A 15,962-nucleotide genomic window follows, 5' to 3' on the forward strand; every position below is an offset into this window, starting at 1 on the left:
TTCAAGTCTTCAAGATTATGTCTCTTATACTGAATAACAAGACAAATAAAAACAGACCTCCTATCAAAAAGAAAGTCTGTTAGATGTGCTGTTATTCAACTGAAAAGATGAATGAATAGATAGGCTGATTGCCATTGTGAATCTCTATCTCTAAATCTTCAAACGTTTCTTCTAAGAAAGTTTCCAATGCTTCTACTTCTTGTTGAGTCGCATCTTCTCCTTGAAGAATCGTTAGTATTTCATCTTCTTCTTCATCAATCATATCCTTTAAAAGTTGCTGAGCACATTCTAATTTATCCGCATGTGTTGAAGAGATTTTTCCTTCAAGTATCCCCATGAAGTTCCCTTCCTCAATTGTCATGCCATCAATTTGTGTGTCTCGAACAGCATAGGTAAGTTGACCTGTTTTAACAGCTTTTGCCGCATCTTTCATACTGGACTGATTTTGACTAATTTCTGCCTCAGGATTAAATGCTAACAGAGCACTCATTCCTTGTGGTACTGTCTTCGTTGGAACTACTACTACTTCATCGTCTGCTAAGTCTGCTGCTTGATCTGCTGCCATTAATATATTTTTATTATTTGGTAAGATAATTACTTTCTTTGCATGAGCAGCTTTGATGGCTTCTGTAATATCCTGTGTACTAGGATTCATGGTTTGTCCACCTTCGATTACAACAGTTGCACCAAGACTTTCAAACATCTCTTTAATTCCAGAGCCCATGGCAACAGTTACGATACCGAATTCAGCTTTCTCTTGACTCGTTTCTTTTGCCTGTTGTTTATCACCTACAATAGAGGTGTGTTGTTCACGCATATTTTCTATCTTCATATTAATCAGGGTACCGAAGCGTTGACCAAGAGTAAGCGCTTCCCCTGGATGCTCTACGTGTACGTGCACCTTTACAAGATCCTCATCAGACACAACAAGTAACGAATCACCCATTTCACCTAATTCATTACGAAAGGCATCTTCATCAAATGGGTTATCTTTAAGTTTATCGTCCTCAAATCGAACCATGAACTCTGTACAATAACCAAATTCAATATCTTCTGTATTCATGAAATCCTGTGCCAATTTATGATGTTCTGCATTTACCATCTCTTCCATGCGAGAAGCAGATTCGCCTAATTCAGGTAATTTTTCACCCTTTAAATTAGCTAAAAAACCTTCATAAATTGTTACTAAACCTTGTCCACCACTATCCACTACTCCAACTTCCTTAAGCACTGGAAGTAATTCAGGAGTTCGCTTTAAAGATGCTTTCGCCTCCGTTATAACCTCTTCCATGAAATCAATCATATCTTCATGTTGTTCTGCAGCCTTCTGAGCAGCTTCTGCTGAATCTTTAGCTACTGTTAGGATTGTTCCTTCAACTGGCTTCATTACGGCTTTATAGGCTGTCTTAACGCCTGAATTCATAGCCTCTGCAAAATCTTGTGTGGTAATGGTTGATTTGTCCTCAATTGCTTTTGAAAATCCTCTAAAAAGCTGAGAGAGAATCACTCCTGAATTCCCTCTCGCTCCCATCAATAATCCTTTAGCAAGGCTTTTCGCTACAACACCTGCATGGTCATCTTGTACATTTCGTACTTCATCTGCACCTGATGTCATAGATAAATTCATGTTTGTTCCCGTGTCTCCATCTGGTACTGGGAATACATTAAGAGCGTCGATCATTTTTGCATTATTCGTTAAATGGTGAGCTCCTGAGAGTACCATTTTTGCGAAAGTTGCTCCATCTAACGTTCGTGTCGTCACTCCAACTTCCTCCTTCGTCTCCAATAAATCGTCTACTTATTCGTTTGCTACTCGCACACCCTGAATGTAAATATTCACAGAGTCTACTGATAATCCAACCGTCTTGTTTAGTGTATATTTCACTTGAGATTGGACGTTGTGAGCAACCTCAGAAATTTTTGTTCCATAACTTACAATGATGTACATATCAATATGCACTTGATCTTCCTCTTGGCGAACTATGACACCTCGTGAGAAGTTTTCCTTGCGTAGTATTTCTGCAATACCGTCTTTTAGTTGATTCTTTGACGCCATACCTACAATTCCATAGCATTCAACTGCAGCTCCTCCTGCAACCGTTGCTATCACATCATTGGTAATCGTTACATGACCGTAATTTGTATTTAAATCGATGGACATATTATATATCCTCCTTCGTTACTCTTAAACTTAAGGTCATTTTACTATAACCTGATTAAATTTAAAAGTTATGCATTAACAGGACATGGGAAATGGTGCAAAATCCCCTTATTACAATGGACGAAATCTGATTATCTGTCAAGTTAGTTTTCTTGATATATTTATGAGTATCTGTTGAAAAACAATTCTGCGTATGATAAATTATATAAGTATTTGAACATATACATAAAGCTTTTTAAAGCTTTATTGCAAGTAGGAGGGAAAATAATGAGCCGTAAATGTGCCGTATCAGGCCGTAGAACTAGAACTGGTAACAATCGTTCACACGCAATGAACGCTACAAAGCGTCAATTCAAATCTAACGTACAAAAAGTTCGCGTTATGATTGATGGAAAACCTCAAAAAGTAAACGTATCTGCTCGTGAACTTAAGTCAGGCAAACTTAAACGCGTGTAGCGCATACGATTGAATAGTAGAAAATCCACTTTTCCTCTTTTAGGATGAGTATGGTTATCTTTTCTCTGATCAATCTCCTTAATAATACTACTTTGTTAAGGACAAAAAAAGCACCCATTTAGGGTGCTTTTTTTGTATAAGTAGAAGTAAATAAATACGAAGAGGACAGCAACCTTATTTGTTTTAAAGAGCACAGAGTTCTTTTACTAGGAATCTTTTTTAAACGTTCCAATAATGACACGAACAAAACCACCAATAAATCGTGGGAGTTTAATGGTATAAAACTTCATATGTTCCCCCTCCTCTAACATAGATCCATAATCGGCTTTGGAAAGCCAGGATTTATTCTCCTTTTACATCTCGGCTCTTTACAAGTAATAATATGCCCTTATGAAATGAAAAAGTACCTTTTTCTGAAATAAGCTTATTCGATATGCATAAGGTCGATCCCCACTTGACAGTCGCATCCTCTAATGGATAGTAAAAAGATGATAAAGTTAGTCCATAGATGACAGGAGTAAATGGTATAAATGAAAGATACGGATATTTTTCATTGTGCAACACCTCATAGGTTCCTGGTCTCTTAAGTTCAACCCAGTTACTCTTATCAATGATGATTCCCCGTATATTTTGTTCATCTAGAGGGTAAAGTAGCTGAAGATTACTTAGTTCATGATCTAAGCGGCCCCCTGTTACTCCGAATAAATATAGCTCGTGTGGCTCATATTCAAGGGCTTTCTTCAGTGCAATTTCTAAATCTGTTTCGTCTTTTTCCACTGGATGCTCTTCCATTTTTTCAGATTGATTAACAACTTGATCCATTTCATCATCTGTGATTGAATCAAAATCACCAAGTGCATAGGTTGGACGAATACCTTGACGTATGAGCGATATAGCCCCATGGTCAGCACCTATCCAAATCACTTCTTCATCATTATATTCATCTAAAACAGGAATATGCTCCTCAGGTCCTCCTCCGACAATAGCGACTTTCCTCATCCTCTTCACCAGCTTTCTTATTATGACTCTAGCAATATAGAAAAAAACTGCCTTCACAAAGGCAGTTCAAATTCACGATTGATGTTTAGGCATCCTGACGTATCTCTTCAATGGCTTTTGCGCGATCGTCTTTTTTAAATACAGCACTTCCAGCGACTAATACATCAGCACCGGCTTGAACACATGTTTTTGCTGTACCTTGTTTGACGCCACCATCAATTTCAATTTCGAATGAAAGTCCTAGCTCGTTTCGCCAGTTCGCGATTTGCTCAATTTTAGGTACAACCTCTTCAATAAAGGATTGCCCACCAAATCCAGGATTAACAGTCATCAACAATACTAAATCAACTTCATTAAGTACAGGTTTTATCATTTCTGCAGGTGTAGCTGGATTGATAACGACACCAGCCTTACATCCTTCGCTCTTAATAAGTTGGAGAGTACGATGAAGATGAGTACATGCCTCTTGATGTACAGTAATAATATCCGCTCCTGCGCTAGCAAATTGAGAAATATACTGGTCAGGGTTCTCAATCATTAAATGAACATCTAATGGCAGCTGCGTTTTTGGTCGAATAGCCTCAACAATTAAAGGACCAATTGTAATGTTTGGAACGAAATGTCCGTCCATGACATCAACATGGATATAATCAGCACCACCTTGTTCGACATCTTCAATCTCTTGTCCTAAATTAGAAAAATCAGCAGATAATATGGATGGAGAAATTTTAGTCATAACCTAATACCTCGGCTTTCTATTCTGTATTTCATGTAAAAAATGCAAATAATCTTCGTATCGAAAACGCGGTATATCGCCATCTTCTACAGCTTGCTTAACTGCACACTTCGGTTCTTTATTGTGCAAGCACCCTCTAAACTTACATTCTTCACCAAATTCTCGTAATTCAGGGAAGCAATCAGGTAGTTCGTCAAGTTCTAGATCTTGGAATTCTAATGCACTAAACCCTGGTGTATCAGCAACTAAGCCACCGTACATTTCAATTAACTCGACGTGACGAGTTGTATGTTTTCCTCTCCCGAGACTCTTGGAAATTTGATTGGTTTCTAGGTGTAAATTAGGTTCTAATGCATTTAACATAGAAGATTTTCCAACGCCTGACTGACCTGCAATCACAGAGGTTTTATCTTCTAGAAAGGTGGAAACCTCTTCCAAACTATGTTCAATTTTAGAAGAACCCATTACTACTTGATATCCCAGTGCTTCATAATCCTTTTTGTACTGCTCAATTTCTTGCTTTATTTCATCATCTAATAAATCTGTTTTCGTAAACACAATAACAGGTTGTAGTGACTTTGATTCGATTAATACGAGGAATCGATCCAATAATAAAGGCTTAAAGTCAGGCTCTACGACCGAAGCGACAATAATTGCTTGGTCGATATTCGCAATCGGAGGGCGAACAAATTCATTTTTACGCTTATGAATTTCTAGAATGTATCCTTCTTCATTTTCATCTATGTCAAATTCGACGTTATCTCCAACTAAAGGCGTTATTTTCTTTTTTCGAAAGTTCCCGCGTCCTTTACAAGGAAAGACATTGCCTTCAGATTGAACATAATAAAACCCACTCAATGATTTAATAATTTTACCTGTCGGCATTTATTCACCTTCACCCTCTTCATATGGTACAGATTCTTCCAAATAAACCTCGTCATCTAGCATGACTCGGTACGTTGCTTCTTGTCCTTCTGCAATAGTCAGTGTTAAATTAAACTGTTTGGTTTGTTGTATGGTTTCTTCTTCATGAATCTCTGTATCATTTCGATTAACATCATCTACGTAAATTTTCACATTATGGTCCTGTCCTGTTTGTTCCTCTTTAAGCTCAACAGTAAACGAGACAGGTTTATTAACAGGTGCTTGTTCTTTTTTACCCATTGAAACCCATACTGTCACTTCAGTACCAGGTGTGACTCTCGCATAAGCCTCGGGCTCTTGTCGAATTACAACACCTTCTGGAACAGAATCAGAGTATTCATACTTGGGTTCATTTAGAGATATTCTCTTATCCTGATCAATATAATCGTGCACTTCTTGAAGGTAGTCACCTACAAGTTTGCTTACTTGTACTTGTTCAGGTCCATCACTCACTGCAAAAATGACACTCGTTTCTTCTGGAATCACCTTATCACCTGGATTCGGCTGAACTTGACCGATAATTTCGCCTTCAGATTTCTCAGAGTAGTCCCTATATTCTATAATTTTATAACCTTTTTCTTTAAGCATTTTTTCCACTTGAGCAAAGTTTTGACCAAGATAGTCTTCAAAAACTACTCGTTCTTTTCCTAAGCTAGTATAAATTTTCACTTGTGAGCCTTCTTTTATGGTACTACCTGCGCTTGGTTCAGAGCGAACGACATTGCCTTCTGGTACTTTTTCTGAATACATCGTTTCTTGAGAAACATCTAAATTAAGCTCGCGTAGAGTACTGTAAGCTTCTTCATATTTCATACCTTTTACATCGACAACTTCAACATCATTTGGGATAAGAAGTTTTGGTAGCAAGAAAACGGCTAAGCTTCCAAGACTAATAATCAATATTAACAAGCCAAAAACCCACCCCTTCCAGCGTCCTTTTTTCTTATGGGGGGACTTTATAGTTGAAGTATGATCGGTATCATGCACGATGGTATCTTCTACAGGTTCATCATTCTTATACATGTCCTTTGTGATAATAGGAATTGCTTTGGTTACTTCTTCATCATCTTCGATTGGCGTTTCAAATTTATCTTCGTTCTGGCGATCGGGGTGAAGGGCTGTTTCCAAATCATCTACCATGTAGTATATATCATCATAACGATGGAAAGGGTCTTTAGCTGTAGCTTTTAAAACAATGTTCTCCACACTCTGTGGGATTGCTGGATTCCATCTCATTAAAGATGGAGTTTCACTCTGCAAGTGCTTAAGCGCAATAGAAACTGCTGATTGTCCTGAAAATGGCAACCTCCCTGTGAGTAACTCAAATAAAACAATCCCTATGGAGTATATATCTGACTTCTTAGTAGCCATCCCTCCACGGGCTTGTTCAGGTGATAGATAGTGGACAGAACCTAGAACCGAATTCGTCTGGGTCAGGGAAGTAGCACTTAAGGCTATTGCAATTCCAAAGTCAGTTACTTTTACATGTTTGTGTTCATCAATTAGAATATTTTGAGGTTTAATATCTCTATGAACAATATCATTTTCATGGGCATGAGACATAGCTGCTGTAATTTGCTTGGTAATTTCAATTGCCTCTTCCACCTCAGCTGGTCCATATGTTTGAATGTACTGCTTGAGAGTCATTCCATCTACATATTCCATGACCATATAGTAGATATGCTCTTCTTCCCCCACGTCGTAAATATTTACGATATTAGGATGGGATAGACTTGTTGCAGAATGGGCTTCTCTACGAAACCTAGCTATAAATTCATCATCGTTTGCATACTCTAAACGTAAAACTTTTATGGCAACATTGCGATTAAGGATAGTATCTTTGCCTAGATAGACATTCGCCATCCCCCCGCCACCAATCATATCTTGAATTTCATAGCGTTCATTAAGAAGGTGCCCCTTAAGCATTAGGATACACCCTCTTCCATAGATTCATCATGATGGACAATCACCAAGGAGATGTTATCTTCTCCGCCTCTCTCATTGGCAATTTCAACTAGACGTTCTGCTGCTACTTCTAATGGCATAGGTTCTTTCACAAACTCGTACAATTCCTCATCTGGCATTTTATTCGATAATCCATCGGAACAAAGTAGTAATTTGTCGTCTTTATCCCATGTAATCGTATGAATGTCCATTCCTGTATTAGGCTCTGTGCCAAGCGCTTTTAATAGAACGTTTTTTCTTGGATGATGCTCAGCATCTTGAGGGGTGATTTGCCCAGTTCGTACCAGTTCATTTACTAGAGAATGATCTTCTGTTACTTGCTTAAAACCAAACTCATTTGCCAAATAACAACGACTATCTCCGATATGAGCTACTGTAGCAAATTCCTCCGTACAAATGACCGCTACAACAGTCGTGCCCATACCATGACACTCTTCATTATTAATAGCATGCTGATAAATTTCTTCGTTAATGGACCTTATCTGTGTATCTAACCATTGCTCTGCTACATCCGGACTAGTGATCTTCTCGGTATCTAACCATTTATTATGTAAAGAGGATGTAGCAATATTGCTTGCTACATCTCCTGCTCGATGACCACCCATACCATCTGCTACTACGGCCAATATCTGATGATTTTTGTTGAAATAAAGTCCACCAGCATCCTCATTATGACTCCTGACTTGGCCTTTATCTGTTAAAAAATAACCATTCATGGGTTTCACCTCGTCTCTTTTTTACGCTCCTTCGCACGTAATTGACCACAAGCTGCATCAATATCATGCCCTTGTTCACGACGAATGGTAACGTTAATTCCCTCTTCTTTTAACGTACGTTCAAACTCAAAAATCTGACTTCTTGGCGTTCTCACGTAATCTCGTTCTGGAACAAAGTTTACTGGGATCAGATTAACATGAATATTTAGATTGTAATCACGAATCACCTTCGCAAGCGCTCTTGCTTCATCAGGAGAATCGTTCTCACCACCTAGCAATCCATATTCAAACGTAACACGTCTCCCTGTCGTTTCGTTATAATATTTTACGGAAGGCAGAAGTTTTTCCAATGGATAAGCCTTGTTAATTGGCATAAGCTTGGAACGACGCTCATTCGTAACAGCATGAAGGGAAACTGCAAAATTCACTTGTGTTTTTTCATCCGCGAAGTCATATATACGAGGTACAATTCCACTAGTTGAAAGCGTGATATGACGTGCACCAATGTTGATTCCTTTATTATGGTTGATGGTTCTAAGGAAAGCAATGATTTCCTCATAGTTATCAAATGGCTCACCAATCCCCATTAACACAATGGAGGAAACTCGTTCTCCTTGCTCATCTAATGCTTTTTGAACTTTTATTACCTGACTTACGATTTCACCAGATTCTAGTTGGCGTTTTAGACCGCCAATCGATGAGGCACAGAAAGTACAACCAATACGACATCCGACCTGGCTGGTTACACATACAGAATAGCCATAATCATGTTTCATTAAAACTGTTTCTATCGTGTACCCATCATTCATTTCAAATAGAAACTTCATGGTACGTCCATCTTGAGATTTTTGTTGTACAACCGTTTCTAGTGTTGTGATTGTAAATGATTCATTTAACTTGTCACGTAAACCTTTGGAAAGGTTTGTCATTTCTTCAAAATATTCAACTCGTTTTTGATATAACCATTCAAATATTTGCGTTGCTCGAAATTTTGGCTCACCATGATTCTCTAACCATGTTTGTAATTCTTCGTGGGTTAGAGAATAAATCGAGTTTCCTAAATTTGGCCTAGTGTCTTTGTTACGTTTTTTCTTCATTACTTCAGCCATGTTAGTCACTCCTCTTTTGTAGTCTTGTTAGAAAAAATCCATCTGTATCAAAATCATGAGGGAATAATTGTAGCCCCCATTTTGTCCGTCCTACCAATTGTTTTGTTTCATAAGGTAACTCGTCAAAAAAAGCTGGATCGACTTCAAAATCAGGATGATCTGCTAAAAATGACTCGATCACTTCTTCATTTTCCTTACGATCCACCGTACATGTGCTGTATACTAGCTTACCATGTATGTTTAACAAACGACTAACCGATTCTAACAATTCTCGTTGTATTTTGGAAAGGGTATCGATATCATCTTCTGTTTTTGCATACTTAATATCAGGCTTTCCTCTTACAACGCCAAGACCTGAACATGGAGCATCTAGTAGTATTCGATCGAACGTTCCCTCCTCATGGATATCAGATAAATTCCTTCCATCGGATTGGCCTGTATGAATACAGGTGAGTCCTAATTGTTCGGCTTTTTGATCAACGAGTTGAACCTTTTTACGGTGCAAATCATACGCATATACGCTACCAGTATTGTCCATTTTCTCAGCTATATGGGTCGCCTTGCCTCCAGGCGCACTACATGCATCTAAGACCTTCATTCCTTTTTCTACATCTATCATTTCTCCAACTAGCATGGAACTTTCATCCTGAATCGTCAAGCCACCCTCACGAAACAATGGGTGTTGGATGATGTTTCCTGACACTATTTCAATCCCTTGAGGTGATAATGTAGTTGGTCTCACTTCAAAATCGTCCTTTTCTAGTTGGGTCATGATTTCGTTTCTTGAATATCTCGTCGTATTGACACGAACTGTCATCGTAGAACGCTCCAAGTTTCTTTGACACATATTTGTCGTTACCTCTAATCCATACATATCTACCCATCTCTGAACCAACCACTCAGGATGACTAGTTTCAATTACAAGACGTTTGATGGGATCTTCGATACTATCTAGTGAAGCTGGGCCATTTCGTTGTAAGTTACGTAACACTCCATTTACCATGGATACGATCCCTTTATGACCTCTTTTCTTGGCAATTTCTACTGCTTCATTAAGGACAGCATGATCGGGAACCCGTTCCAAATACAACAGTTGGTAACAAGACATATAAAGAAGCCAAAGCACCCAAGGCTTTAGCTTTTTTTGATTGCGAAGGTACGGGCTTATATAATAATCTAGTGTATCTCTACGTTGTATTGTACCATAAACAATTTCCGTTAATAACGATGTATCTCGCTGGCTTAATCCCTTTTGATGAATTGTCTGGTTGATTAACAGGTTGCTATAACCGCCCTGTTGGCCAACTCTCGTAACTATATCCAGTGCAGCTTCTCGTACATTTATATTACTCATCGGCTTCCCCTACCATCTCGCCAACTTGTAGAGATTGACCAGCACCACGTAGAAAGTCACCAGCTGCCATACGTTTTTTTCCTGAAGGTTGTATATCTGTTAATTTAATTCCTCTGTAATCTCCACTGACTACAACAAAGCCATCATCTTCTAGTCGAATGATTTCTCCTGGTTTCCCTGACAATGTTTCATTTACTTTTTCTCCCCACCATATTTTCATGGGCTTATTCTGGTACGTTGTAAATGCAACAGGCCATGGATGCATCCCTCTAATGTGATTATAAATCGTCTCAGCATCTTGGTTCCAGTCAATGCGTTCTTGTTCACGCTTAATATTTGCTGCAAAGGTTACTTGGCTTTCATCTTGCTTCGTCGCTGCTAATTCATTATTGAGTAATCTTGGTAGTGTTTCACTCAAAAGTTTGGACCCAGATTCAGCAAGTTTATCGTGAAGTGTACCTACATGATCTGTTTCTTCGATTTCGACACGACTCTGCGATAATACATCTCCCGCATCTAAGGCTTCTACCATATACATAATAGAAATACCTGTTTCTTTCTTACCTTCCAAGATAGCGTAATGAATTGGGGCTCCGCCTCGTAATTCTGGAAGGAGAGAAGCGTGTACATTAATACAACCGTACTGAGGTCCATCTAATAGTTCTTTTGGTAGTATTTGTCCGAATGCAGCTGTAACGATTAAGTCAGGTTCATAGGCCAGCACATCTTGATATTCTTTTCGAATTTTCTCCGGTTGTAGAACTGGTATATTATGCTTTTCAGCTTCTACTTTCACAGGGGGTGGTGTAAACGTTCGTTTACGTCCTTTTGGTCGATCAGGCTGTGTAACCACTGCAACTACGTTATATTGATTCGATAATAATTGTTGTAAAACGGGTACTGCAAAATCTGGAGTACCCATAAATACGATACGTTCCATATAAAAAACACCTCTTCACATCATTTGGTACGGTTGAAAATCGATTGTTACTTGTAAGTCTTTATTTTGGACATCATCTTCATATAATTGAAAAAGTCGGTTCATGACTTTAATAAGCATTGGTTCATTTCTGTATTTTATCATGACTTGATAGCGATATCTATCTTTTATCCTAGTTAAAGGAGAAGGGGTCGGTCCAAGAATAACAGACCGTTCGGATAACTGCTCACGTAAGAACTGCGACATCTTTTGTGTTACATCCATTGTGTACAAATGATTCGGATGAGATACAGTAAGGAGAGTTAAAAAATAGTAAGGTGGATACTGGAACATCTTCCTCATATTCATTTCTTTCTGAAAAAAAGATTCATAATCATATTGACTTGCTAAATCAATACTATAATGTTCAGGGGTGTAGCTTTGAACAACAACTTCCCCTGGGAGCTTGTGGCGTCCAGCACGACCACTTACTTGCGTTAACAGTTGAAAAGTTTTCTCTGACGACCGAAAATCAGGTAAATGCAGCAAAGAATCAGCTGCTAATACACCAACAAGCGTAACGTTAGGGAAGTCGAGCCCTTTCGCAATCATCTGTGTCCCCAAAAGAATATCAGCCTCTTGATTTCCAAACTTTGTTAATAACCTTTCATGAGCCCCTTTTCGTCGGGTCGTATCAACATCCATTCGAATAATCCTAGCCTCTGGCAGCATGTGCTGGAGGGACTCTTCTACTTTCTGAGTTCCTGTCCCAAAGAACCGTATGGAGTCACTCTCACAGGAAGGGCATTTATCTGGCATGCCTTCTTCATAAGAACAATAGTGACACTTTAAGCGCTCATTTCTTCTATGATAAGTGAGTGCTATATCACAGTGAGGACATTCCATAACATGACCACAGTCTCGACACATTACAAAGGTAGAATAACCGCGTCTATTCAAAAACAAAACGGTTTGTTCCCCCTTTTGCAACCTTTCTTGCATTTTGTCATATAAACTACGCGAGAACATGGAACGGTTTCCTGCATGTAGTTCTTCTCTCATGTCAACTCGTTCCACCTCAGGCATAGATGCTTCATTCATTCGTTTGTGAAGCGACAATAACGTATAAACGCCCTTTTTAGCTCTAGCAAAAGATTCAAGCGTAGGGGTAGCGCTTCCGAGCACGATAGGGCACTGATGATATTCGCCTCTTCTAATCGCAACATCTCTCGCATGATAACGAGGATAATCTTCCTGTTTATAACTTGATTCGTGTTCCTCATCAATGATAATAATGCCTATATTTTCAAATGGAGCAAAAATCGCTGATCTAGCTCCTACAACCACTTGCACTTCTTTTCGTTGTACTTTTCGCCATTCATCATATTTCTCCCCCGCCGATAAGGCACTATGCAAAACAGCTACTCTCGATCCAAAACGTCCTTTAAATCGCTCAACCATTTGAGGTGTCAATGCAATCTCAGGAACAAGCACAATCGCTTCTCGCCCATTATTTAATACATGCTGAATGGATTGGAGGTAAATTTCCGTCTTACCACTCCCTGTCACGCCATGTAATAAAAACGGCTCATGCTGTTTAGTGGAGATAGACTTATGAATGGGACTGATTGCAGCAGATTGTTCATCTGTTAAGGCAAAAGGTGTCGTTGGCTCATATTCTCGGTTTTGGTAGGGGTCACGATACACTTCCTTATGAACTTCTTTAAGCAATCCCTTATCGAGAAGTGGTTTTAATGAGGCTCTGGTAGTAGCAAGTGTGCCTAATAAATCTTTCTGCCTTACTTCTTCTCGTTCTTTCTCTAAAAAATAAGAAATGATTTGTTTTTGTTTCTTAGCTTGACTTGGGATATCTACATACATCTCTTCCAGTTGTTCAATTGGAACACCAGGAGTTATATATGTTTCTTTTTTCTTTGTTTCTTTACTATTTACATTATAGTGTACTTCCATTAACCCTTCTTGAATCCCTTTTTGGATAGCTGAATAAGACAGGTTATGTTCCTTCAGTTCTTCATAAGGAATAACACCTCGGCCACCAAACAATTGTTCTAAAGACGGAGTGAGTTCCTCTGGTTCTGCTAGAAGCCATAATTCCTTCTCATATTTTGCTTTTAACACTTGAGGCAGCATGGCTTGAAAAGCAGACACATAAAAGCACAAAGTAGTCTCAGCTATCCACTTACCAACCTCTACTAGCTCAGGTGTTAAAACAGGTGTAAGGTCCATCACATCCTGAATGTTCTTAAGCTTATCTACGTTCGAGTCAGACGTAAGCTCCAAAACAAAACCCATAATTTTACGTGGACCAAATGGTATTATAACCCTCATCCCGATTTGCACGACATCTTCTAAGCGTTCAGGAACTTTATAATCAAAAAGACGATTGGTTTGACTTGATGGTACATCTACAATTATGCGGGCAATTTTCACATTTACTCATCCTTCAACTCATTAACTACATGCTGTAAGATGTTCTTTGCTAGCTCTTCCTTAGACTGGAGTGGATAATTAATTTGTTCACCTTTTCCATTAATATATGTAACAATGTTTGTATCTCCCCCAAATCCAGCCCCTTCTTGTGAGATATTATTCACCACAATGGCATCGAGGTTCTTTTTTTCAAGCTTTTGCTTAGCAAACTCCAATGGGTTAGTTGTTTCTGCAGCAAAACCAACTAAAAATTGTGATGTCTTATGCTGCCCAAGGGCTTTCAAAATATCATTGGTTCGCTCCATTTTTACCTCAAGTTCCCCTGATTGCTTTTTTATTTTGGTACTATAGCTCTTTTTCGGTCGATAATCAGCTACAGCAGCAGTCTTTATGACAATATCTTGATTCTCATAATGTTCCAACACTTTCTCATACATTTCTTGTGCTGATTCTACATCAATTCGGTAAACCCCTCTTGGTGTATCTAAGCTAACAGGGCCCGATATGAGCGTTACTTCCGCTCCAAGTGAAGCAGCCTGTTTAGCGAAAGCATACCCCATTTTTCCAGTAGAATGATTGGTAAAGAAACGTACAGGATCGACTTTTTCCTTCGTAGGTCCTGCTGTAATAAGAACTCGCTTTCCAACCAAGGACTGTTCTATGCTTTCTTGTTCTTCAAGTACGCGCACTATTGTCTCTGGCTCTTCCAAACGTCCCTTGCCAACATACCCACATGCAAGATATCCTTCTCCTGGTTCAATGAAGCGGTATCCATATTGCTCTAATTGTTTAAGGTTCTCTTGAACAGCAGGATGTGCATACATATGTACGTTCATAGCTGGTGCAACGTAAACAGGTGCTTCACTAGCTAAAAGGGTAGTGGTGAGCATGTCATCTGCGATACCGTTTGCAATTTTACCAAGTAAATTAGCCGTTGCAGGTGCTAGAACAATTAAATCCGCCCAATCCGCTACATCTATATGAGCAATTTGTTCAGGAACCTTTTCATCAAATGTATCTGTGTAGACTGGATTTCTTGATAGGGCCTGAAAAGTAAGAGGGGTTACAAATTGTTGGGCACTTTCTGTCATGATAACTGTTACATTTGCACCAGCTTGAACTAACTTACTCGTTAAAGCACATGCTTTGTAGGCAGCAATACCTCCAGATACACCTAATACAACCTTTTTATCCTTTAAAACCACAGCTCTTCCCTCCAAATCTTTATGTATCCGTATTTTACTATTAATGGAATGAGTGTTCATTCTTATTGCTTACAAGAAAAACATAGGTATTTAAGAAATAAAAATAACAACCTAATTAAGGTTGTTATTTCTTCTCTTAGTAATCGTCATTAGAGTAATAAAGCTTCCCTTCATTAATTTCCTCTAAAGCAATTCCTACATATTTTTCTGACTCGTAATCTTCAATCAAGTACTTCTGAGTATCTTGCATTTGACGCGCACGACGCGCTGAAAGAGTAACAAGTGTGTACTTAGAGTTAATATTTTTTAATAATTTATCAATGGACGGCTCTAACATCATGATTCATCACGCTCCAGTGCTTTTTTGTATTGTATTGCTACACGCTCTCGTTTGCAGTGCTCACTGCGAACGATTGATTGTACCGTTTGGACTGCTGTATCAATTTGATCATTAACTACGACATAATCATAATAGTCCATCATTTCAATTTCTTCTTTAGCTGCAGCTAAACGATTCCTTACTTTTTCTTCCGTTTCAGTACCACGACTAATAATACGATCCTTTAATTCTTCTAAACTTGGTGGAATCAGGAAAACAAATACACCTTCTGGAAAATTCTCTTTTACTTGTAATGCCCCTTGAACTTCTATTTCTAAAAAGACATCATTCCCATTATCCAACTGTTTTTGGACATAATCTTTAGGGGTTCCATAATAATTTCCCACATAATGAGCATATTCAATCATCTTATTGTTTTCGATCATATCTTCAAATTCTTCTTTTGTTTTGAAGAAATAATCCACTCCATCAACCTCTCCTTCACGCGGTGGGCGTGTGGTCATAGAAATGGAATACTTCAAGTCAGTATCTTTATCAAAAAGAGACTTTCTCACTGTACCTTTTCCAACACCCGAGGGGCCGGATAGAATAAATAAAATACCTTTTTCTTCAATCACGTTCAAGCTC

The 15,962-nt window shown here is 38.6% G+C and carries 16 protein-coding genes; 1 reads left to right on the forward strand and 15 read right to left on the reverse strand.

The window, feature by feature from the left end; translation table 11 throughout:
• Positions 1–91 precede the first annotated feature (91 nt).
• Together GLW08_RS01720 and GLW08_RS01725 are read right to left on the reverse strand one after the other, a co-directional pair.
• Positions 92–1,762, reverse strand: coding sequence for a DAK2 domain-containing protein (locus GLW08_RS01720; RefSeq protein ID WP_337193877.1), 1,671 nt, complete (start codon positions 1,760–1,762; stop codon positions 92–94).
• A gap of 36 nt (positions 1,763–1,798) precedes the next feature.
• Positions 1,799–2,161: an Asp23/Gls24 family envelope stress response protein gene (locus tag GLW08_RS01725; protein ID WP_160846861.1), complete on the reverse strand. Its 363-nt coding sequence runs from the start codon at positions 2,159–2,161 to the stop codon at positions 1,799–1,801.
• Positions 2,162–2,428: 267 nt separating this feature from the next.
• Between GLW08_RS01725 and rpmB the strand changes: the two genes are divergently transcribed.
• Entirely contained in the window at positions 2,429–2,617 is a 189-nt protein-coding gene (rpmB, locus tag GLW08_RS01730) for a 50S ribosomal protein L28 (RefSeq protein WP_036816254.1), read from the forward strand.
• A gap of 206 nt (positions 2,618–2,823) precedes the next feature.
• Here the strand turns inward: rpmB and spoVM are convergent, their stop codons facing one another.
• From spoVM to gmk, 13 genes are all read right to left on the reverse strand, one after another.
• Entirely contained in the window at positions 2,824–2,907 is an 84-nt protein-coding gene (spoVM, locus tag GLW08_RS01735) for a stage V sporulation protein SpoVM (protein WP_036816250.1), read from the reverse strand.
• A 52-nt stretch (positions 2,908–2,959) separates the two neighbouring features.
• Positions 2,960–3,616 carry a thiamine diphosphokinase gene (locus GLW08_RS01740; RefSeq protein ID WP_160846862.1) on the reverse strand — a complete coding sequence of 219 codons (657 nt, stop codon included), beginning with the start codon at positions 3,614–3,616 and terminating at the stop codon, positions 2,960–2,962.
• An 85-nt stretch (positions 3,617–3,701) separates the two neighbouring features.
• The gene (rpe, locus tag GLW08_RS01745) at positions 3,702–4,352 is read right to left on the reverse strand and encodes a ribulose-phosphate 3-epimerase (RefSeq protein ID WP_160846863.1); all 651 of its coding nucleotides are present in this window, start codon (positions 4,350–4,352) and stop codon (positions 3,702–3,704) included.
• 3 nt (positions 4,353–4,355) lie between these two features.
• Complete coding sequence (gene rsgA, locus GLW08_RS01750) at positions 4,356–5,237, reverse strand: ribosome small subunit-dependent GTPase A (RefSeq protein ID WP_160846864.1); 882 nt, start codon at positions 5,235–5,237, stop codon at positions 4,356–4,358.
• Entirely contained in the window at positions 5,238–7,202 is a 1,965-nt protein-coding gene (gene pknB / locus GLW08_RS01755) for a Stk1 family PASTA domain-containing Ser/Thr kinase (protein WP_160846865.1), read from the reverse strand.
• Positions 7,202–7,957, reverse strand: coding sequence for a Stp1/IreP family PP2C-type Ser/Thr phosphatase (locus GLW08_RS01760; RefSeq protein ID WP_160846866.1), 756 nt, complete (start codon positions 7,955–7,957; stop codon positions 7,202–7,204). The genes pknB and GLW08_RS01760 overlap by 1 nt, the downstream gene beginning before the upstream one ends.
• Positions 7,958–7,962: 5 nt before the next feature.
• A complete protein-coding gene (gene rlmN / locus GLW08_RS01765; protein WP_237458332.1) occupies positions 7,963–9,054 on the reverse strand; it encodes a 23S rRNA (adenine(2503)-C(2))-methyltransferase RlmN in 1,092 nt (363 codons plus the stop codon).
• A gap of 13 nt (positions 9,055–9,067) precedes the next feature.
• Positions 9,068–10,420 carry a 16S rRNA (cytosine(967)-C(5))-methyltransferase RsmB gene (gene rsmB / locus GLW08_RS01770; RefSeq protein ID WP_160846868.1) on the reverse strand — a complete coding sequence of 451 codons (1,353 nt, stop codon included), beginning with the start codon at positions 10,418–10,420 and terminating at the stop codon, positions 9,068–9,070.
• Complete coding sequence (fmt, locus tag GLW08_RS01775) at positions 10,413–11,360, reverse strand: methionyl-tRNA formyltransferase (RefSeq protein ID WP_160846869.1); 948 nt, start codon at positions 11,358–11,360, stop codon at positions 10,413–10,415. Before fmt ends, rsmB begins: the two co-directional genes overlap by 8 nt.
• Positions 11,361–11,375: 15 nt before the next feature.
• Positions 11,376–13,790 carry a primosomal protein N' gene (gene priA / locus GLW08_RS01780; protein ID WP_160846870.1) on the reverse strand — a complete coding sequence of 805 codons (2,415 nt, stop codon included), beginning with the start codon at positions 13,788–13,790 and terminating at the stop codon, positions 11,376–11,378.
• Positions 13,791–13,792: 2 nt separating this feature from the next.
• On the reverse strand, positions 13,793–14,995 hold the full coding sequence (gene coaBC / locus GLW08_RS01785) for a bifunctional phosphopantothenoylcysteine decarboxylase/phosphopantothenate--cysteine ligase CoaBC (protein ID WP_337193878.1): 1,203 nt from the start codon (positions 14,993–14,995) through the stop codon (positions 13,793–13,795).
• A 136-nt stretch (positions 14,996–15,131) separates the two neighbouring features.
• Entirely contained in the window at positions 15,132–15,335 is a 204-nt protein-coding gene (gene rpoZ, locus GLW08_RS01790) for a DNA-directed RNA polymerase subunit omega (RefSeq protein WP_160846872.1), read from the reverse strand.
• On the reverse strand, positions 15,332–15,952 hold the full coding sequence (gene gmk / locus GLW08_RS01795) for a guanylate kinase (RefSeq protein ID WP_036816224.1): 621 nt from the start codon (positions 15,950–15,952) through the stop codon (positions 15,332–15,334). The genes rpoZ and gmk overlap by 4 nt, the downstream gene beginning before the upstream one ends.
• Positions 15,953–15,962: the final 10 nt, after the last annotated feature.

Source organism: Pontibacillus yanchengensis (assembly GCF_009856295.1).
Classification (GTDB): Bacteria; Bacillota; Bacilli; order Bacillales; family BH030062; genus Pontibacillus; species Pontibacillus yanchengensis_A.